The organism is Nocardiopsis nanhaiensis (assembly GCF_054778635.1).
Genome location: NZ_BAAGZJ010000082.1, coordinates 16,167 through 36,378 on the forward strand (window position 1 = coordinate 16,167; position 20,212 = coordinate 36,378).

The 20,212-nt window shown below is 70.7% G+C and carries 12 protein-coding genes and 1 pseudogene; 8 read left to right on the forward strand and 5 right to left on the reverse strand.

Going from position 1 to position 20,212, the window contains the following annotated elements; all coding sequences use genetic code 11:
• Window positions 1–59: 59 nt before the first annotated feature.
• The 3 genes from ACYVD1_RS28145 to ACYVD1_RS28155 form a co-directional block, all read right to left on the reverse strand.
• The gene (locus ACYVD1_RS28145; RefSeq protein ID WP_460777523.1) at window positions 60–1,880 is read right to left on the reverse strand and encodes a carbohydrate-binding module family 20 domain-containing protein; all 1,821 of its coding nucleotides are present in this window, start codon (window positions 1,878–1,880) and stop codon (window positions 60–62) included.
• Between the two features lie 301 nt (window positions 1,881–2,181).
• On the reverse strand, window positions 2,182–2,520 hold the full coding sequence (locus ACYVD1_RS28150) for a hypothetical protein (RefSeq protein ID WP_460777524.1): 339 nt from the start codon (window positions 2,518–2,520) through the stop codon (window positions 2,182–2,184).
• 100 nt (window positions 2,521–2,620) lie between these two features.
• Complete coding sequence (locus ACYVD1_RS28155; protein WP_460777525.1) at window positions 2,621–3,358, reverse strand: hypothetical protein; 738 nt, start codon at window positions 3,356–3,358, stop codon at window positions 2,621–2,623.
• Window positions 3,359–3,672: 314 nt separating this feature from the next.
• Here ACYVD1_RS28155 and ACYVD1_RS28160 point away from each other — a divergent pair, with 314 nt between their 5' ends.
• From ACYVD1_RS28160 to ACYVD1_RS28180, 5 genes are all read left to right on the forward strand, one after another.
• Complete coding sequence (locus ACYVD1_RS28160) at window positions 3,673–3,825, forward strand: hypothetical protein (protein ID WP_460777526.1); 153 nt, start codon at window positions 3,673–3,675, stop codon at window positions 3,823–3,825.
• 32 nt (window positions 3,826–3,857) lie between these two features.
• Window positions 3,858–7,007, forward strand: coding sequence for a helix-turn-helix transcriptional regulator (locus tag ACYVD1_RS28165; RefSeq protein ID WP_460777527.1), 3,150 nt, complete (start codon window positions 3,858–3,860; stop codon window positions 7,005–7,007).
• A gap of 165 nt (window positions 7,008–7,172) precedes the next feature.
• Window positions 7,173–7,319, forward strand: a complete 147-nt coding sequence (locus ACYVD1_RS28170; protein WP_460777528.1) for a hypothetical protein — start codon at window positions 7,173–7,175, stop codon at window positions 7,317–7,319.
• Window positions 7,320–7,328: 9 nt separating this feature from the next.
• Window positions 7,329–10,328 (forward strand): helix-turn-helix transcriptional regulator, encoded by a 3,000-nt coding sequence (locus tag ACYVD1_RS28175; RefSeq protein WP_460777529.1) that lies wholly within the window; start codon window positions 7,329–7,331, stop codon window positions 10,326–10,328.
• Window positions 10,329–10,392: 64 nt separating this feature from the next.
• The gene (locus tag ACYVD1_RS28180) at window positions 10,393–13,401 is read left to right on the forward strand and encodes an ATP-binding protein (RefSeq protein WP_460777530.1); all 3,009 of its coding nucleotides are present in this window, start codon (window positions 10,393–10,395) and stop codon (window positions 13,399–13,401) included.
• A 71-nt stretch (window positions 13,402–13,472) separates the two neighbouring features.
• Here the strand turns inward: ACYVD1_RS28180 and ACYVD1_RS28185 are convergent, their stop codons facing one another.
• Window positions 13,473–14,051: a TetR/AcrR family transcriptional regulator gene (locus ACYVD1_RS28185; protein ID WP_460777531.1), complete on the reverse strand. Its 579-nt coding sequence runs from the start codon at window positions 14,049–14,051 to the stop codon at window positions 13,473–13,475.
• 135 nt (window positions 14,052–14,186) lie between these two features.
• Here ACYVD1_RS28185 and ACYVD1_RS28190 point away from each other — a divergent pair, with 135 nt between their 5' ends.
• On the forward strand, window positions 14,187–14,795 hold the full coding sequence (locus tag ACYVD1_RS28190; protein ID WP_460777532.1) for a dihydrofolate reductase family protein: 609 nt from the start codon (window positions 14,187–14,189) through the stop codon (window positions 14,793–14,795).
• Between the two features lie 64 nt (window positions 14,796–14,859).
• On the opposite strand, the gene ACYVD1_RS28195 is transcribed toward ACYVD1_RS28190, so the two are convergent.
• Window positions 14,860–16,638 (reverse strand): NAD+ synthase, encoded by a 1,779-nt coding sequence (locus ACYVD1_RS28195; protein ID WP_460777533.1) that lies wholly within the window; start codon window positions 16,636–16,638, stop codon window positions 14,860–14,862.
• A gap of 307 nt (window positions 16,639–16,945) precedes the next feature.
• On the opposite strand from ACYVD1_RS28195, the gene ACYVD1_RS28200 reads away from it, so the two are divergent.
• Entirely contained in the window at window positions 16,946–18,307 is a 1,362-nt protein-coding gene (locus tag ACYVD1_RS28200) for a glutamine synthetase family protein (protein ID WP_460777534.1), read from the forward strand.
• 1,016 nt (window positions 18,308–19,323) lie between these two features.
• Window positions 19,324–20,212, forward strand: a pseudogene (locus ACYVD1_RS28205) (HNH endonuclease); the annotation flags it as partial.

Sequence of the window (20,212 nt, forward strand, 5' to 3'; positions counted from 1 at the left end):
GGTGCCCGTGGCCGGGCCGGGGAGTGAACGGCCCTAGGGGTGGGTCTAGTGGTGGACGGTCAGTCCTCGCCCCAGGTGACGGAGGTTGCGGGGCCGACCCGGTTGTCGCCGGGCTCCCACTCGGGTTCGCCGTCGTCCGACACCTTGACGAGCTTCCACTCGGTGTCCTCCTCGATGGTGACGTCACCCGTCCACTCGGGGTAGGAGGACTCATCGGTGCTCAGCGGAGCGCCGTCCTCCGGGTTCCAGGAACCCAGGTCCGAGGTGGAGCCGACGATGTGCACTTCCTGGCCGGGCTCGGTCTCGACGGTGGCGGTGAGGGTGTCCGGGTCGCCCGGGTCGCCGCCGCCGTTGTCACAGTCCTCCCCGCATTCGCCGCCCACGTGCACGGCGAGGGCGCCGTCGGCGGGGACGCTCGCGGTGATCTGGCCGCCGGAGACGGTGGCGAGGCCGGAACCCGCGACGTTGTCGTAGGTACCGTCCGGCAGCGAGGTCTCGGCCGTCAGGTCCCATCCGCCGTCGGAGGCGTTGAAGGCGGCGAAGCCCTCCTCGCCCCGGTCGAAGGCCACACGGGAGGAGCCGTCCTCGGCGCGTTCGGTCAGGTCGGTACCGGCGACCGCGTTACGGAAGGAAACCATGCTGGCGACGGTCTCGTCCCGGTGCTCGCAGATCCACTCGTCGCTGGAGCAGTCGGTGTCCTCGGTGAGCCAGCCCGCGGGGTTGCCGTCGGCCTCACCGGTGCTGGGCGGCCCCTCGGCGTCGTTGCCGTCGAAGTCGTAGCTCGACATCACCACGGGGGTTCCGTAGGGGTGGGCGAGCATGAAGGCGGTGGCGAGGTAGTAGCGCTCGCCGTCGACGTAGGTGAGGGTGGGCTCGTAGCGCTGGGTGTCGTGGTTGTCGACGAAGACGACCGCCTCGTCCGCGGTGAGCTCTCCTGGGTCGGAGAAGTCGGTCAGGTCGGCGATGTTGCCGTCGGCGAAGCTCGACGCGATGTCGCGCTTGTAGTCGAAGTTGGTGACCTGGCCGTAGGGCGTGTACGCGGTGTAGGGGACGGTCTCGTCCCCGTAGACCTCGTGGAAGACGTGCGGCTCCCCGCCGAAGCCGGGGACCTCGTCCAGGGCGTCCATGATGGCGCCCATGTCGTCCTCGGGGACGTGTTTGGAGGCGTCCACCCGGAAGCCCGCGACACCGAGGCCGATCAGCTCGTTCATGTACCGGGTGATCTGGTCCCGGACGCCGGAGTCACCGGTGTCCAGGTCGGCCAGACCCAGGAGCTGGCAGTTCTGGACCTCTTCCTTGTCGTCCCAGTCCTCGATCTCGTCGTAGCAGGGACCGAAGTCATCGTAGGTGTAGGCCGCTTCACCGTCCCCGAACAGGTCCGGGTACTCGTACTGCTCCCACTCGGTCCCGGCGCTTCCCGGGAGCGATTCCTCCTGGGGCCCGGTCATGTGGTTGATGACGGCGTCGACGTAGATCCGCACGTCGTTGTCGGCGCAGGTCTCGACCATGTCCTCGAAGTCCTCGGCGGTGCCGCGCCGGGTGTTGTCGATCTGGTAGGAGACCGGCTGGTAGTCCTGCCACCAGGGGTAGTCGCCGCCTTCGGAGGACGGCACCACCACATGCTCCTGGGGCGGGGAGACCTGGACCCCTCCGTAGCCGTTGGGGCCGAGGTGATCGGCGCACTCGTCGGCGACGGAGTCCCAGGTCCACTGGAACAGGTGGACGATGGTGTCGCCCGTGTCCTCCTGGAGGGTGCTGCTGGCCGGACTGGTGGCGGCGACGGGTTCGGCGTCCTGCGGGTCGGCTTGGCCGGGAACCGTTAGCAGGCCGGCTCCTAGCACCGCGGCCCCGGCGATGACGCCGAGTCGGGCTGTTCTCATGTGTGCTCCTTGGGGGGAGGTCCACGGTGGGGCCACACTGCCCCACCGACGCCCTCTTGCAGAACTTGCAAGAGTTTGCGTTGGAGTGACGAACGTAACAGACCCGGACCCGCTTGTGAACAACGGATTTCCCGCTCTTTAACGCGTAAGCCCCGAGGTGTTTGAACGAAAGACGCTGCAAATCCCTGCAAGAAGGCACGAAAAAACCGGTGGCGGACCGGATGGACTCCGGTCCGCCACCGGCGGGAACCCGTGCGGGCGGGGGCGGGCCGCGCCCCGCGGAAGGCGCGCCCGGGACCAGCTACCAGAAGACGGCGAGGCCGATGTTGACGATGGCCAGGACACCGGCGACGACGGCCAGGTTGGTGGCGGGCTTGCGCACGTTCATGATGCCGAGCACCACGATGGCCAGGGAGACGACGAGCTTGACCCCGATCTTCATGTGGTCGATTTCGGTCAGGTCCGCCATCTCGGCGACGCCGACCAGCAGCACGCCGGTGACCAACTGGAGCAGGGAGCTGTGCAGCAGGACCTTGGTGGCCTTGAGGTTGTCGGTCATCAACTGCATCAGGAAGCCGGCGATGATGCCGGCCAGACCGAGCATGTGCAGGAAAACGAGCGCGGAGTAGAGAAAGTCCATACCAACACACTACTACGCCCTGTAGTTGTTCATCCCGCTTTACTGACGCCTTGACGTAACAAATCAGACAACCCATGCAGAGTCCGCGTCTCTCCGCATATCACCCCCGCTTGAACGCCCTCCTCTGCCGCCACACGAGCCAGACGAGCACGGCCAGCATCCCCACACCCGCCACCCGGAGCAGCCCTTCGAGGTCGACCGCGGCCCCCACCCGCGAGAGCACCGTCTGGTCGCCCACCCGGAGGGTGTCGCTGGCGCACGCCGCGGGTTCCCCGTCCCGGTCGAGCAGCAGACATGCCGTACTCACCAAGCGCTCCCCCGCCTCCGCGCCCTCGGGCACCCGGCCGCGCACCGTGTAGACGGCCTCGTCGCCCTCCGGCACGTCCACCCGCCAGTTGGCCACGCCCTCCTCGACCAGGCCCGCCCCCTCCACGTCCACGGCCTCCAAGGATTCAGGCACGTTCTGGGCGAGCAGGCCGTCCTCGACCGGAGCCTCACCGCTGTTGGCGACGGTCACCCGGTACACGACTTCCTCCCCCGGCAACGGCGGCTGCTCGCCCCCGGACAGGGCCAATCCCACGAGTGCCCCGTCGGCGGTCCCGTCGCCGCCCTCGGAAAGCACATCGGGCAGTTCCCGGTCACCTCCTGTGCCCCGTTCTCCCGCCGAGCCCCCGTCGTCCGCTGCGGCGGGAGGCACCCACAGCACCGCGGCGGCCAGTCCCGAGACCACCCACCCGGACCCGCGAACGAACCATCCCCGGCCCGCGGACCCTCTCCCGCGCCCGACCCCTCTCGCGCGCACGCCCCGCCGTCCGGTCCCGCAAGCGACCAGAGTCATCCCACGCCTCCTTGACGTTCGCCCTGTGACACTTCAAGACAACTACGCGTGATCATTCCTCAGTGCGCGATGACACGCCCCTGGCCAGCGGAAACCGCCCCCGTCCTACGCCGAATGGCGGGGGCTTAGAGGTTCGCTGGGACGTCTTAGCGGTCCTGGTCCACCCGTTTCAGCCGATGGCGCGCCAAACGCGGATTCCGCCCGATGCGGCCGCGGCCCGCTTAGCCGGATCGTGGTGGTCACGAGGGCGGACAACGGTCCGCCCCATCCGCGAAACCCGGCCCGAGAGGCCCTGACCGAGAAGAAGGACCACTGTGTTCCACCCCGACCTGCTCCACAGTGACCAGCGCACCTCCCAGACCGCTCTCCGGGACGGCGAGCAGCGCCGCGAGGCCCTCAAGGCGCGCGCCGAGAAGCGTGAGCGCCGCCGCGCGGAGCGCCGTGCCCGACGCCGGACGGGCACCTGACCGCGCCGCCAGGGGACGACATAATGACCGTCATGCCCCTCCTACCCGAGTCCGCACCGCACCTCGTCGGCCGCGAGGAGGAGCTACGCCTCCTCGACGAACACGCCCGGCGCTGCCACACCGGGGCCGCGGCCGCCCTGGTACTCGGTGGTGACGCCGGGATCGGCAAGACCCGGCTGATCCAGGAGTTCGCCGCGACCCGCCCTCCGGGGAGCGTGTTCGTCGGCGGCTGCCTGGAACTCGGGGTGGACGGCCTTGCCTACGCACCGTTCACGGCGATCCTCCGCCAGATCCTGCGCGAACGAGGACGGGCACCCTTCGAAGCGTCGGCACCGGCCACCGCCGAGGGAACGGCAGCGCCCGCCACGACGGAACTGGCCAGGATCCTGCCCGAGCTGGGCAGCCTCCCCGAGGGGCGCCCCGAGTCCAGGGCCGTCCTCTTCGACCAGGTACTCCACCTGGTACGCCATACCGCCGGCGAGGACGGAGTGACCCTGGTCCTGGAGGATCTGCACTGGTCCGACGGCGCCACCCTCGACCTGCTGGTCTTCCTCGTGCGCAACCTGGACCGGCCCGGCGTCCAGATCATCACCACCCACCGCACCGAAGGCCTCGACAACGCGCACCCGCTGCGCCGCCTCCTGCCCGAACTCGGACGCCTGCCCGAGGTGGCCCGGCACGACCTGGCCCCGCTCAGCAGGGCGGAGGTGGGCCGCCAAGCACACGCCCTCGCCGGGGGCGGGCTCTCCGTCGGGCAGGTGGACGAACTCCATCGGCGCAGTGACGGAATCCCGCTGTACGTGGAGGCGCTGGCAACGGCCATGACCGGTGGGGAGGCCACCGGTGCCCCTGAATCCACCGGCACCTCGGGGATCACCGGAGCTGCGGGGACCGGACCCTCCGGAAGCTCCGGAGTCCCAGTACCCGAACGGTTCCGGGACCTCTTGCTGGGGCCCGTGCACCGTCTGGATCCGGTCGCGGCGGAGATCCTGAGAGTCGCCTCGGTCGGTGCGGTCTCGGGCGAAGTGGGCCACACCCCCCTGGGCCGCGCCGCTGGCTTCGCCGAGAACGACCTTGAGGATGCGCTGCGAACCTTGGTCGACACCGCCCTGCTCCGGATGAGCGGGGACGGCTACCGTTTCCGGCACGCCCTCCTGCGCGAGGCCGTGTACGGGACGCTGCTCCCCGGTGCCCGGGTGCGCCTGCACCTGCGCTTCGCCGGTGACATCGAGGAGCACCGCGACTCGGTGCCCCGGGAGCGGCACGCCGCCGAGCTGGCCCACCACTACCAAGCCGCCCACGACCTGCCGCGTGCCCTGCGAACGGCCTGGGCCGCGGCGCTCCAAGCCGAGGGGGCCCTGGCCCACGACGAACAGCTGGGCCTACTCGACCGGGTGCTCGACCTCTGGGAACGGGTGCCGGGCGCCCGGGAGCTGGTCGGCGGCACCGGGCTTCCCGAGGTGTACGCGGCCGCGGCACTGGCCGCGCTGCAGTGCGGTCGGCCCGGGCGCGCCGGGGTGCTCTGCGACGAGGGCCTGGCCCGTGTCTCCGAGGAAGGCGCGGACGCCGAGGACGACCGGGCTCTGACCGTGCGCGCGGTACTACTGCGCTGCCGGGGCCAGGCCCGGACCCACCGGGTGGCCGAGGGCGCCGCGACCGACCTTGCCGAGGCCCTCCGCCTGCATCCGCCGCACATGCCCGGCTACGGACGCATGCTGTCCATCGTAGCCAGGGAGAGCATGTTCCGGCCCCGCGAGACCCTGGGCCTGGGCCGGTCCGCGGTGTCGCTCGCGGAAGAGGCCCACGAGGTCGCGCACCGCACCGGCGACCGCGGTGCGGAGGCCGCGGCCTTGGTCACTCTCGGATCGGTCCAGATGAGCCGGGGCAGCACCGAGGCGGGGCACGCTACCCTGACTCGGGCCATAGCCCTGAGCAAGGAGATCGGCGACCCGGCCATGGAGGCCCGGGCCAGCGGCAACCTGGCCCACTACGTCCGGGAACAGGCGGGGCACCGGGAGGCTCTCGATCTGCTGGAGCGGTCGCTTGCGTACCAGCGGGGGCGGGGGCCCGCCAACCTCCACAGCAGCTTCAGCTTGCAGAACCGCGCCGAAACGTACTTCGAACTCGGCTTCCTGGGGCGTGCTCTCACGCTGGTGGAGGAGGCTCTGCCGCGGACGCCCACACCGATGCACCGGGTGTTCCTGTTGACCGTCCGGGCCCGGACCGCCGTCGCCCTGGGAGACCTGCCGACCGCCAGGTCCAGCCTCGACCACTCGGACCTGGTGCTCGCTTGGGAGAGCGTGGAACGGATGGACGAGAACGCGCTCCTGAGCGTGGAGCGCCTGGACCAGGCCCAACTGGTGGTGACGGCCCACCTTGAAGTTCTGCTGGCCGAGGGTGACTTGGCCGGAGCCCGGGACCGGGCCGACGAGGCCCTGTCCCGGCTGGGATTCGCCGACTCCCCCGGGTACGGGTGGACCTTGGTGGACCTGCTCGCGGAGGTGGTCCGGCGGAGCGGCCTCCGCGCACGTGACCTGCGCGCACGGGTCGGGGCGGCCGTGGCGGGTATGCCGGTGCACGGCCCGGTTCAAACGGCCGCCCGAGCCTCCGCCCTGGCCCGGCTGGCCGAGGGCGTCGAACCCGGGGAATCGGTCCTGTCCGCGTGGCGGACAGCCGTGGCGGCGTGGCTGAGCACCCCGGCTCCCCTCCCCCTGGCCTGGGCCCGGCTCCGGGCGGCACGGGCCGCCCTGACCGTGGGCGGCCAACGAACCGCCACCCGGTCCGAAGTGCGGGCGGCGCACGAGGTGGCCGAGCGGTACGGGGCGGTGGCCTTGAGCCTGGCCGCGGCCGACCTGGCCCGGCGAATGGGGCTCCCGCTCGACGGCGGGGACGGTGACACCAGCGGTAACGGCACGAACGCCGCGGCTGGCACGCACTCCGAAGACTCCTCGGCGGGCCCTGAGCGCTCCGGCGGCCCGGCGGCGGTACCTTCCGGGCTCACCCCGCGAGAGGTGGAGGTTCTGCGGTTGCTCGCCCAAGGACTGAGCAACGCGGGGATCGCGGCGGAACTGTTCGTCAGCCCCAAGACCGCCAGCGTGCACGTGTCCAACATCCTCGCCAAACTCGGCGTCCCCAACCGGGCCACCGCGGGAGCCCGGGCCAGGGAGTTCGGCCTGGGCTGACCACTCCACGAGCACCTGCCTGAGCGGGGTCTTAGACGAGGGGGTTCGGCCACGGTCCCCAACCCGCCAAGACCGGGTTTTCTCCCCATGTGGCACGGGGGTCCTTAGCGGCATCGTCGTTGGTGGGCCGACGACCGGCGTCGGCCGAAGCCAACAGGGGAAACCATGACCTACGACGACCTGCGTACCGCCACCGGAAACGCCATGCGCGACGAACGCCTGAGGCAGGCCGCGCTCGGACGCCACGCGCGCCGGCTCCGCGCGGAGGCCCGTGCTCGCCTCAGAGAGGAACGCCGGGGCCGGAGAGCATAATGGGGGGGCATGCCCCTCCTTTCGGACACCAGCCCCGTCTTCGTCGGCCGGGAAAACCAGCTCCAGCTCCTGACCGAACAGGCCGACCGCGTGCGGAGCGGGCCACCGGAGGGTCTGCTGATCGGCGGGGACGCGGGGGTCGGCAAGAGCCGCCTCATCACCGAGTTCACCGTCACCCGGCCCGCCGGAACGGTTTTCGTGGGGGCGTGCCTGCAACTGGGCGTGGACGGGCTGTCCTACGCGCCCTTCACCGCGGTGCTCCGCCAGATCCTCCGGGAACGCGGACGAGGGCCCTTCGAGGCCGCCGCGCCGGGCGGCGTCGGAGAGTTCGCCCGCCTCCTGCCCGAGCTGGGCGAGTCGCCGACGGACCGCCGGGAGAACCGGGGCATCCTCTTCGAACAGGTCCTGCGCCTGTTCGACCGGGTCGCCGGGGACGAGGGCGTCACCGTGGTGCTGGAGGACCTGCACTGGTCCGACGGCGCCACCCGCGACCTCCTGGTGTTCCTGGCCCGCAACCTGGCCCGGCCCGGTACCCAGATCGTCGCCACCTACCGCAGCGACGACCTGTACCGGGCTCACCCACTGCGGCGGCTCCTCCCCCAGATCGAGCGCCTGCCCGGCGTGGGCCGGATCCAGTTGGAGCCGCTCGCCAAGGAGGCGGTGGGACGCCAGGCCGCCGCCATCCGGGGCCGGGAACTGGCTCCGGAGGAACTCGACACCCTGTTCCAGCGCAGCGAGGGCGTACCGCTGTTCGTGGAGGCACTGGCCACCTCCGATCCCCACCCAGACCGGGACGGCCCGGACCTGCCCGACCACTTCCGCGACCTCCTGCTGGAACCGGTCCACCGCTTCGACGACACCGCCCTGGCCGTGCTCCGGACCGCGGCCGTGGGCGCCGTGAGCGGCAGCGTGGAACACGAGGTGCTACAGCTGGCCGCCGCTCTCCCGGAGCGTGAGTTGGAGGCCGCGCTGCACACCCTGGTCGACGCCAACGTCCTACGCGCCGGACGCACCGACTACCGGTTCCGGCACGCTATGCTGCGCGACGCCGTGCACGGGGAGATCCTGCCCGGACCGCACACACGGCTGCACCTGCGCTTCGCCCAGCTCATCGACGAATACCCGGAGCTGGTGCCGACCGACCGCCGTGCCGCGGAACAGGCCCACCACTACCAGGCCGCACACGACCTGCCCCGAGCCATGGAGGCCGCTTGGTGGGCGGCGCTGCGCGCCGGGGACACCCTCGCCTTCGACGAGGAACTGGACATGCTGGAACGGGTGCTCTCGCTGTGGGACCGAGTGCCCGAACCCAGCACGCGGGTGGCGGGGCTCGGTTGGGCCGAAGTCGTCAGCGAGGCGGCCGGGGCCGCGCTCTCCGCCGGCCGCAACCGACGGGTCCTGGAACTGGTCGACGGTGCTCTGGACAGTGTTCCGGAGGACCCCGAGGACGACCACACCCGCACGGTGCGGGCGGTCCTGCTGCGTCGACGCGGTCAGGTCCGCGCTCCCGAGGAGCGCGAGGCCGGCCTCGCCGACCTGCTCCGCGCATTGGAGCTGCACCCGCCGCACATGCCGGACTTCGCGCAGCTGCTCGCCACCCTGGCCAGGGAGACCCTGCTCCTGCGCAACGACCGGACCACGAGCCCCGAACAACTCGAGACGCACATGGCCGCCATCGACGGCCGGAGCCCGCGCGAGCTGGCGGAGAGGGCGATCGAGGTAGCTGGCAAGGATGACGAGGCCAGCACGTGCGCAGCGGCGGACGCCCGCATCACCCTGGGCGCCATCGAGATGGCTGAGGGGGACCCCGAACGCGGCCGACCGCTGCTGGAGGAGGGGATCCGCCGCGCGGCCGCCGTCGCCGAGCCCGTACTGGAAGCTCGCGGTGCCGGGGACCTCGGGTACTTCCTGCACAGGTACGGGCTGCACCGCGAGGGCCTGGAAGTACTGGAGGGGTCCCTGGCCCGGCACGAGGAGCTGGGCTGGGCTTCGGTGCACAAGGCCCCCACCCACCTGAACCGGGCCGAGATCCACTTCGAACTCGGTGAGCTGGCCACGGCCCGGGACATCATCCGAGGCACGCTGGACGCCGCCAGCAGAGAGCGGCACCGGCCCTACATCCTTGCCGTGGGCGCGCGCATCGCCGCGGCGGTGGGCGACCTGTCCGCCGCGCGCGCCGCCGTGGGCCCCGGGGGAGACCGTTCGATGCTCACCGAACACCGGGTGAGCATCGTCCAGCTCCGGGCGCTGAGTTCGCTCGAGACGGCGCTGGCCGAGGCGGACGTGGACGAGGCCCTGTCCCTGTCCCGAGCCGTGCTGGAGGCGTCCGTCATGCGGTCCACACCCGGGTACGCGTGGCCGCTCTTGGAAGCCATGGGCGAGGCCGCGCGCCAGGGTGTGGGGCGGCGGCGCGGCACACGGACCGTGGAGGCGGCACGGCTGGTCCGGGACCTGGTGGGCGCGGCCGCCGAACCGCTCCCGGCCGAGACCGGGGTCAGTCCGGCCCACGCAGCTACGGTGGCCGCACTGCTGGCCGAGGTGGACGGAGCGGCGCCGGCCGAGCAGGCGGAGCTGTGGGGCGCGGCCGTGTCCGCCTGGGAGGCCACCCCCCTTGTGCTGAACCTCGCTCGGGCCCGGTTGCGTGCGGCCGAGGTACTGGTCTCCACCGGTGACCGGGACCGGGCGGCGGACCTGGTGCGCCGGGTGCACGGGGTGGCCACGGCGTGCGGCGCGCGGCCCCTTGCCGGTGCCTCGGAGGCACTCGCCCGCCGACTGGGCACGGGGGTGTCCGAGGACGCGGCACCTCCGCCGGCACCCGCCGGGTTGACCGCACGCGAGCTGGAGGTACTCCGTCTGCTGTCCCTGGGCGGCACCAACGCGCAGATCGCCGAGGAGCTCTTCGTCAGTCCCAAGACCGCCAGCGTGCACGTGTCCAACATCCTCGCCAAACTCGACGTGCCCAACCGGGCCACCGCGGGAGCCCGCGCCCGCGAACTCGGCCTCGGCTAGCGGGAAGGCTCGGGCCGGAGAAAGACCATGGAGGGATGTCGGGGCCGGAGAGCATAATGGAGGCATGCCCCTCCTTTCCGGTTCCAGTCCCGTCTTCGTCGGCCGAGAGAACCAGCTCCAGCTCCTGACCGAACAGGCGCTTCGGGCGCGCACCGGACCACCCGAGACGCTGCTGGTCGGCGGGGACGCCGGGGTCGGCAAGAGCCGCCTGGTCAGCGAGTTCACCGCCACCCGGCCCGCCGGGACCGTGTTCTTCGGGGCGTGCCTGCAACTGGGCGTGGACGGACTGTCCTACGCGCCCTTCACCGCGGTGCTCCGCCAGATCCTGCGCGAACGCGGACGAGAGCCCTTCGAGACCGCCGCACCAGGCGGGTTCGGCGAGTTCGCCCGCCTCCTGCCCGAGCTGGGCGAACCGTCCGCGGACCGGCGGGAGAACCGGGGCATCCTCTTCGAACAGGTCCTGCGCCTGCTCGGCCGGGTGGCCGCGGACACCGGAGCCACCGTGGTGCTGGAGGACCTGCACTGGTCCGACGGCGCCACCCGCGACCTCCTGGTGTTCCTGGCCCGCAACCTCGACCAGCCGGGCACCCAGATCGTCGCCACCTACCGCAGCGACGACCTCCACCGCGCGCACCCGCTGCGCCGCCTGCTTCCCGAACTCGAGCGCCTGCCCGGTGTGGGCCGGATCGTCCTGGAACCGCTCAGCCTCGCGGAAGTGGGACGCCAGGCCGGCGCCATCCGGGGCGGAGAGCTGGCCCCGGGCGAAGTCGAAACGCTTTACCGACGCAGTGAGGGCGTGCCACTGTTCGTGGAGGCGCTGGCCGCCGCCGAGACCTGCCCGGACGACGAGGGCACAGAGCTGCCCGACCACTTCCGCGACCTCCTGCTGGAACCGGTCCACCGCTTCGACGACACCGCCCTGACGGTTCTGCGCGTGGCCGCGGTGGGCGCCGTGAGCGAGTACATCGAGCACGAAGTGCTCTACCACGCGGCGGGGATACCCGAACGCGAGCTGGAGTCCGCCCTGCACACCCTGGTCGACGCCAACGTGCTGCGCCCCGGGCGCACGGACTACCGTTTCCGGCACGCCCTGCTGCGCGACGCCGTGCACGCGGAGATCCTGCCCGGTCCGCACGCACGGCTGCACCTGCGCTTCGCCCAGATCATCGACGAGTACCCCGAGGCGGTGCCCGCCGACCGCCGTGCGGCAGAGCAGGCCCACCACTACCAGGCCGCACACGACCTGCCCCGAGCCATGGAGGCGGCCTGGCGTGCGGCGGGACAGGCCAAGAAGATGCTCGCCTTCGACGAGCGGCTGGACATGCTGGAGCGGGTGCTGTCGTTGTGGGACCAAGTGCCCGAACCCAGCGCGCGGGTGGACGGGCTCGGTTGGGCCGAGGTGGTCAGCCAGGCCGCGAACTCGGCGATCTCAGCGAACCGCTACCGGCGCGCGCTGGAGCTGGTCGACGAGGCCCTGCCGAGCGTGCCCGAGACCGCCGCGGACGACGCCACCCGCACGATGCGGGCGGTCCTGCTGCGCCAGCGCGGCCAGGCCCGCGCCTTCCAGGTGCGCGACGGCGGCCTCTCCGACCTCGTCCGGGCCCTGGACCTGCACCCGCCGCACATGCCCGGGTACGTCCATCTCCTGGCCCTCCTGGCCCGGGAGTGCTCACTGCTGCGCGGGGACCGGGAGGAGACGCCCGAGCAGAAGCTCCTCCTGGAGCTGGCCCGCAGCGGGCACGGCCCGCGCGAGCTGGCCGGGAGGGCGATCGAGGCGGCCGACCCGGAACGCTTCACCGACCTGTGCGCGGCCGCCGACGCGCATATCACCCTCGGCGGGTCCTACATGCAGGACGGCGACATCGAGCGTGGAAGGCCCCTGATGGAGGAGGGCCTGCGCCAGGCCAAGGAGCTGCGCCAGCCCCACATGGAGGCGCGCGGGGCCGGGAACCTGGGCCACTTCCTGCGCGAGCTGGGCTACCACGAGGAAGGGCTCCGGGTGCTGGAGGAGTCCCTGGCCCGGCACGAGTCGCTGGGCTGGGCCCCTGCGCGCAAGTCCTTCAACTACCAGAACCGGGCCGAGATCCTCCTGGATCTGGGCGACCTGCGCGAAACCAGGGAGGTCTTCCGGCGCTACCTGGACCGCGACCACCGCGACCTGCGGCACCAGCACTACATCCTGGCGGTGGAGGCCCGGGCCGCCGCTGCGATGGGGGACCTTCCCGCGGCACGGGCCGCAACGGGGCCGGTCGGCGACCGATCCATGCTGGACGCGCACCGGATGAACATCGTCCAGCTGCGCACTCTTGGCGCGGTCGACGTGGCCCTAGCCGAGGGCGACCTCGGCGAAGCGCTCTCCCTGTCCCGCGAGGTCCTGGAACGGGTGGCGCTGGAGACCTCGCCCGGATACACGTGGCCGATGCTGGAGCTCATGGCCGAGGCGGCACGGCGGGGCGGGGAACCCGGACGAGACGCGGAGACCGTGCGCACCGCTCACCAGGTCTGCGCCCTGGTGAGACAGGTCATGGAACTGATGGCGGTCAGCGGAGCCGTGCGTTCCGCGCATGCCGCGTCGATCACCGCCCTGCTCGCCGAGGCGGACGGCGGCGAGGACGGCCCCGCGTCCCTGGCCGCTCTCTGGGGCAAGGCGGTCGGCGCGTGGGAGGCCACACCCCTGCGGCTGCAACTGGCGCGGGCCCGGCTCCGTGCCGCCGAGGCCATGGTCGCCGCCGGTGACCGCGCCCTGGCTGTGGAACGGATCCGCCAGGTGCACGAGGCCGCCACCGAGTGCGGCGCCCTGCCGCTGGCCCGCGCTGCCGAGGACCTGGCCCGCAGGCTGGGCACGGGGGTTTCGGCGGATGCCGCTCCCCCGGCCGAGCCCGCCGGGCTGACCGCCCGTGAGGTGGAGGTGCTGCGCCTGCTGGCGTCGGGCGCCACCAACGCCGGCATCGCCGCCGAGCTGTTCATCAGTCCCAAGACCGCCAGCGTGCACGTGTCCAACATCCTCGCCAAACTCGACGTGCCCAACCGGGCCACCGCGGGAGCCCGCGCCCGAGAGCTCGGTTTGGCCTAGGGGCGGGCTCAGGGCGGGCTTTGGCGGCTCGCTCGGGGACGGTCTGACGGGTGTGACCGCGTGCCCGGGGCTCAGGCCTGCTGTACGACCCGGTCCACGACCTTGGTGACCAACTCGTCCAGCGAGCCTTCGGGCGCGAGGACGCCGGGCAGGGTGAGGTACTCGGTGACCACCCAGTTCAGTGCGAGGTAGAGCAGGACCACCGTGTCCCGGTCGCCGGGCATTCCGGCTTCCTCGTGGAAGGCGATGTTGGCGTCCAGGTCCGCGCGGACGCGGGCGGTGATGTCCGCGCGCAGTTCGGGGCGCCGGGTCGCCTCCAGCTGGAGTTCCAGGCTGGCCAGGTAGACACTGGGGGCGGCGACCATGCGGGCGACCGTGCCGCGCATGACCTCGGCAAGCTTGTCCCGGTCGTAGGGGCCGGAGAGCACGTTGTCCCACTCGGCCTGTCCGGGCATGAAGCGCTCGTAAGTGCGCACGCTCGCCTGGGCGAGCAAGTCCTCGCGGTGGGCGAAGTAGTTGGAGGCGGTACCGACGGGCACGCCGGCCCGGGTGTCGACGGCGCGGAAGGTGAGCCCGCGCGCACCCTCCTCGGCGAGCGCCTCGATGGCGGCGTCCAGCAGGGCGGCCCGCCGCTCCGGATTTCTGACCATGCACTTTCCCTCTCATTCCCTCTCACGGAAGACTCGCGAAAAACCGCTTGGCAAACCACTACATTCAAAGTACTTTAAATGAAGCACTTCAAGCATAGTGGTCATTCGGCCGCGCGAGCACCCCTTAGGAGCACCATGCGAACCCTCACCTACTTCGTCGCGGTCTCGCTGGACGGCCGCGTCTGCGCTCCCGACGGTTCCTTCGACTTCTTCACCGACAGCGACGCCGACGGAGACCTCGGGGACAACGGCGAGTTCCACGTGAACGAGTACCCGGAACTGCTCCCCGCAGCGGTGCGGGCCCGCCTCGGGCTGGACGTGCCCAATAAGCACTTCGACACCATGCTCCAGGGCCGCGGCTCCTACCAGGTCGCCTTGGACGAGGGCGTCACCAGACCGTACGCACACATGCGCGAGTACGTCTTCTCACGCACACTGCCCGAGGACATCGACCCGAACGTGACGGTCGTGGCCACCGACCCGCTGGAGACCGTCCGCGAGCTCAAGAAGGAGGACGGTCCCCTGGGCGTCTGCACGGTCGGAGGCCCGTCTCTGGCCGGGTACCTGCTCCCGGAGATCGACGAGCTCATGATCAAGCGCTACCCGGTCGTGGCCGGGAACGGGAAACCCTTCTTCGAGGGCGCGGCCTTCGATCCGGCCCGGTTCGAGCGGGTGCGGAGCACCGCCTTCGAGGACGGGAGCGACTACACGCTCTACCGGCGCCGCGCATCCGGTGCATTGTGACCGGGATCCTGCCGGGATCGCCCGACGCCCTGTCCGCTCCTGCCCTCAGAGTCCGCTCCTGCCCTCAGACCGTCCAGCGGTTGGTGATGGGCAGGCGGCGGTCCCGGCTCAGGTTGCGGGAGCTGATCTTGGTTCCGGGCGCGGACTGGCGGCGCTTGTACTCGGCCCGGTCCACCAGCCGGATCACCCGGCGCACCAGCTCGGGGTCGTATCCGGCGAAGACCAGTTCGGCCTCCCCGCGGTCGGTGCCCACGTAGGCGTCCAGGACCGAGTCCAGGAGGACGTAGTCCGGCAGGGAGTCCGCATCGAGCTGGTCGGGGCGCAGTTCGGCGCTGGGTGGTTTGGTGATCGAGTTCTCCGGGATCGGCGGGTTCTCGCCCCGCCGGCCCGCCTCGGCGTTGCGCCACTGGGCCAGTTCCCACACCAGGGTCTTCCAGCAGTCCTTGATGGGGGCGAAGCCGCCGACCGAATCGCCGTAGAGCGTGGAGTAGCCGGTGGCGGCCTCGCTCTTGTTACCGGTGGCCAGGACCAGGTGGCCCTCCTGGTTGGACAGCGCCATGAGCAGCGTGCCGCGCACCCGGGCTTGAAGGTTCTCCGCAGCCAGCCCGGTCAGGGCAGCGTCCGCGGCTGCGGTCGCCTGCTCGAAGGCGGCGACCACGGGCGGGATCGGGACAGTGCGGGCCGCGAAACCCTGGCGTTTGGCCAGGTCCTCGGCGTCGGCCACCGAGTGCTCACTGGAGTGGGCGCTGGGCAGTAGGACCCCGTGCACCCTCTCCGGCCCCAACGCGTCCACCGCGATGGTCGCGGTCAGCGCCGAGTCGATACCGCCGGAGATCCCCAGGACCGCCGACCCGAAACCGTTCTTGGCCACGTAGTCACGCAGACCGAGGACCAGCGCGCGGTAGACCTCACCGGTGTCGGAGAGGGGGTCGGGGCGCGGCGTGACGGTGTTGGCGCGCGGCTCGTAAACGGGCACCGGATCCTCGGACAGGACGCGGCGGACCACCCGCAGGCCGTCGACTACCCCGCCGTCGGCCACCCCCTCCCGGACCTGCGCGGCGGCGGGCAGGTCCAGCTCGGTGACCAGGAGCGCCTCCTCGAACTGCGGTGCGCGGGACACCAGTTCGCCCTCGGAGTCCACCACCAGGGAGTCGCCCTCGAAGACCAGCTCGTCCTGGCCGCCGACCATGTTCACGTACGCCAGGGCGGCACCGATCTCGCGGGCGCGACGGGAGCACAGTTCGAGGCGCACGTCGTCCTTGTGCCGCTCGTACGGTGAACCGTTCAGCGTCACGAGCAGCCCGACCCGGGCGGCGCGGGCCGCGGTGACCGGACCGCCGTCTTGCCACAGGTCCTCACAGACCGCCAGGGCCACGTCCACGCCGCGTACCCGGACTACCGGCAGGGTGTCACCGGGCACGAAGTTGCGGAACTCGTCGAAGACCCCGTAGTTGGGCAGGTGGTGTTTGGCCGAGGTGAGCTCGACCCGCGCCCGGCGCAGCACGGCCACCGAGTTCTGGGGCGCGCCCGAGGGCTGCCCGTACCGCTCCCCCGGTCCCTGTCGGCGGGAGAGATAACCCACCACGACCGGCAGTTCCCCCAGCCCTTCGCGTTCCAGGTCGGCGGCGAGGGCTCGGGTGGCCCGGACCGAAGCCGAAACGAACGAGTCGCGCAGCGCCAGGTCCTCCACCGGATAGCCGGTGACGATCATCTCCGGGAGTAGCGCCAGGTGGGCGCCCTCCTCGGCCGCCCGGCGGGCGGCGTCCACCACTGCACGACAGTTACCCTCCAGGTCTCCCACGGTGGGGTTGACCTGGGCCAGTGCGATTCTCAGCTGTGCCACGTCCCGAGCGTAGCGAGCGCGTGTTTCGTGGCGTGTTTCGCTCCCCGGCGCTTCACCCGGCTCCGTCCTCGGGCGGGGCCTCCGGGACCGCCGACCTTTTTCCTGGCCGGTTCTCGGGCCCGGCGGGGTCCGAAACGCCGCTGCCAGCGGTCATAATGCGTGTGCGGGTGACGGTCCGGGCAGGCTCGATGGCGTGTGCGGAAATACCCTGGAAATATCCGCACGGCAGACTGGTCCCGGGACAACGCGTCCGGCTCGGTTCCACAGCGCGTGGACCGGGACCGACCGGCATCGAGGAAGGTTGATCGTGAATCGACAGCAGGAATTCGTGCTCCGCACGTTGGAGGAGCGCGACATCCGGTTCGTGCGGCTGTGGTTCACCGACGTGCTCGGGTACCTCAAGTCCGTGGCGGTGGCCCCCGCCGAACTGGAGGCGGCCTTCTCCGAGGGCATCGGGTTCGACGGTTCCGCCATCGAGGGTTTCGCGCGGGTCTACGAGGCCGACATGCTCGCCCAGCCCGACCCCGCCACCTTCCAGGTGCTGCCCTGGCGCAACGAGCCGCACGGCACCGCGCGCATGTACTGCGACATCCTCATGCCCGACGGCTCGCCATCCCCGGCCGACCCCAGGCACGTGCTGAAGCGCCAGCTCAGCAAGGCCTCCGACCTCGGGTTCACGTTTTACACGCACCCCGAGATCGAGTTCTACCTGCTCAAGAAGTTCCCCGAGCACGGTGAGTTCCCCGAGCCGAACGACTCGGGCGGCTACTTCGACCACACGCCGCACAACAGCGCGCACGACTTCCGACGCAACGCGATCAACATGCTCGAGGCCATGGGCATCTCGGTGGAGTTCAGCCACCACGAGGGCGGCCCCGGCCAGCAGGAGATCGACCTGCGCTACGCGGACGCGCTCACCACCGCCGACAACATCATGACCTTCCGGCTCGTGATGAAGGAGGTGGCGATGGAGCAGGGCGTGTACGCGACCTTCATGCCCAAGCCCTTCACCCAGTACCCGGGGTCGGGCATGCACACCCACCTGTCGCTGTTCGAGGGCGACCGGAACGCCTTCTACGAGCCCGGCGCCGAGTACCAGCTGTCCAAGGTGGGGCGCGGCTTCATAGCCGGGCTGCTGCGACACGCGGACGAGATCGCGGCCGTCACCAACCAGTGGGTGAACTCCTACAAGCGCATCTGGGACGACCCGGCTGCCTCGGCGGGCATGGGCGGCGAGGCCCCCGCCTACATCTGCTGGGGCCACAACAACCGGTCAGCCCTGGTCCGGGTGCCGATGTACAAGCCCGGCAAGTCGAACTCCAGCCGGATCGAGATCCGTTCGCTGGACAGCGCCGCCAACCCGTACCTGGCCTATGCGGTGATCCTGGCCGCCGGGCTGAAGGGCATCGAGGAGGGGTACGAGCTCCCTCCGGGCGCGGAGGACGACGTGTGGGCGCTGACCGACGCCGAGCGCCGCGCGCTGGGCATCAGGCCGCTACCGCAGAGCCTGGACGAGGCCCTGCGCCTGATGGAGAACAGCGAGCTGGTCGCCGAGACCCTCGGCGAGCACGTGTTCGACTTCTTCCTCAGGAACAAGAAGGCGGAGTGGAACTCCTACCGCCGCCAGGTGACGCCCTACGAACTGCAGCGGTACCTGCCCACGCTCTGAGCTTTCGAGCCCTGCGCGAGGCTTGGCTGGCGGTGGCTGACTGGCGCTGCCTGACTGGCGGAGTGGTGCTGGCGGTGGCTGACTGGCGCGGCAGTACCGGTGCCGACGCTGCCTGACTGGCGCTGCCGATCAGGCGTCACCGAGGTAGCTTCATCACGCTGGCGAGGTCATCAATTCGGCGGGTGACAGCGGGGTTGTCCACAGGCGAGGGTGCGAGGGCTGGCAGAACAGGGGCCGTCCCGGTTGACTTGTTGTATCGGGGGAGCCCAGCTCACGCGGGCCTTGTGCTGCCCAACCTCAGCAGACAGTGTTTGTCAGGGCCCGAATAGTGTTTGTCAGGGTCTGAGCTGAAGCTTCCTGGGTTCGTTGGTCCCTGTGGGTTCCTTGGTCCCTGTGGGTTGGGGCCCCTGGGACTGACACGTGTGGGTGGGTTCTGGGGGTTCTACAGCCCGGTGGGTGGGGGTTTGCTGTTCGGTGCGGGTTTCCCCGTTTCCTGCCGCTTGATGGTGGCCGTCTCCGCTGCGCGCCTCAAGGTCGTCGCCATCGAGCGCTTCGCGCGTCAGTGGCGCTCCACCTTGACCCGCTTCGCTGCGACGGTGGGTCGGCGGCTATCAGGAAACGGGGGACGTGTGGTCGGGGAGGCGATGGTCCGGCCTTCGGCCGGGCACCGGCCGAGTAACCGCGTCGGCCTGGCGGCCGATACCTGCCACTCCACCGGAGCGACGACGGGTCGGGTGTCGCGGCCGGTCAATCTCTGCTGCGAACTGCCCCGGCCTTCGGCCGGTGCCTGCCCCTGCGCCGGCGCTGTGACGGGTCGGGTGTCGCGGCCGGTCCATGCACGCGGCGAAAAAGGAACTGAGAAACCTGGAATTCCAGGTAGGTATAAACGCCGCACCAGGTGGCCTGAAATAGGAGACCCGAAGAAAGTCAGGGGGCGCCCCTGACGAAAGTCAGGTATTCCAACCGTACCGCCGGTAACACTCCCTTTTCCTGGTTGTTTCGTTTATAATAGAAGAATGGCGATCTCTCCTGAAGCACCCACCACCGGGCACACCCCGGTGGATGCCGCGGTGGCTGCTGCCCGGGACGAGACCACCGCCTTCTTTAACCGGGACGTGCCCTTGGGGGCGGCGGGCGAGGTGCTGGACCAGGCCACCCGGGTGTGGGAACACCTCGACCAGATCAAAGTCAGTATGGCTGCGCGGCTGGCCCAGCTGGAGGCCACCGGGCAGCTGTTGGAGCAGGGCGGGCAGAAGAGCCTGGAGGCGTGGCTGCGCCACGCCTTCGGCATTCCTGCCGCCCAGGCCAACGACCTGGCCCTGATCGGGCGGGCCCAATTCTGCCAGGAAATGGTCCCTACTCTGGAGGCGTTGCACTCCGGGGTGCTGTCGGTGGGTGAGGCCGCCGCTGTCATCAAGGGCGCCGAGGCGGGGGTGGAGAAAAGGCAGAAGGGCGACCACCCCGATGCGGGGCTGTTCCGCGCGAAAATGGAATGCGGGATCCTGGACTTCAAGGAGTCGCGCCCGAACATGTCGGTGGGTCAGATCACCCGTTTCGCCCACCAGCTGTGCCTGAGCCTGAACCCGGGCAAGGTGGAGAAGGACCACGAGGCCGCCCACGCCGCCCGGGGCGCCCAGCTGGTCACCACCTTCGACCGCACGTTCCTCTTCCAGGTGTGGGGCTCGCCCGCTGATGCTTTGAAGGTTCAGGTGGCCTTGGACAACTTCCAGGTGCCTTTCCACCCCGAGGACGGGCTGTCCAAGTACGAGCGCACCTATGACGCGCTGATGGCCGCGTTGGGGTTCGCCCAGTCCCACCAGGGGTGCCAGACCCCGACCACGGCGACGGCGTTGATCAACATCACCGTGCCCGGTAGCAGCCTGGCCGGGGACGAGGAAGCCGAAG

Bases quoted from the DNA above. Each gene is read 5' to 3' on its own strand.
- ACYVD1_RS28145 (WP_460777523.1), bottom strand. From the start codon at position 1,880: ATGAGAACAGCCCGACTCGGCGTCATCGCCGGGGCCGCGGTGCTAGGA.
- ACYVD1_RS28155 (WP_460777525.1), bottom strand. From the start codon at position 3,358: ATGACTCTGGTCGCTTGCGGGACCGGACGGCGGGGCGTGCGCGCGAGA.
- ACYVD1_RS28150 (WP_460777524.1), bottom strand. From the start codon at position 2,520: ATGGACTTTCTCTACTCCGCGCTCGTTTTCCTGCACATGCTCGGTCTG.
- ACYVD1_RS28170 (WP_460777528.1), top strand. From the start codon at position 7,173: ATGACCTACGACGACCTGCGTACCGCCACCGGAAACGCCATGCGCGAC.
- ACYVD1_RS28165 (WP_460777527.1), top strand. From the start codon at position 3,858: ATGCCCCTCCTACCCGAGTCCGCACCGCACCTCGTCGGCCGCGAGGAG.
- ACYVD1_RS28185 (WP_460777531.1), bottom strand. From the start codon at position 14,051: ATGGTCAGAAATCCGGAGCGGCGGGCCGCCCTGCTGGACGCCGCCATC.
- ACYVD1_RS28175 (WP_460777529.1), top strand. From the start codon at position 7,329: ATGCCCCTCCTTTCGGACACCAGCCCCGTCTTCGTCGGCCGGGAAAAC.
- ACYVD1_RS28190 (WP_460777532.1), top strand. From the start codon at position 14,187: ATGCGAACCCTCACCTACTTCGTCGCGGTCTCGCTGGACGGCCGCGTC.
- ACYVD1_RS28180 (WP_460777530.1), top strand. From the start codon at position 10,393: ATGCCCCTCCTTTCCGGTTCCAGTCCCGTCTTCGTCGGCCGAGAGAAC.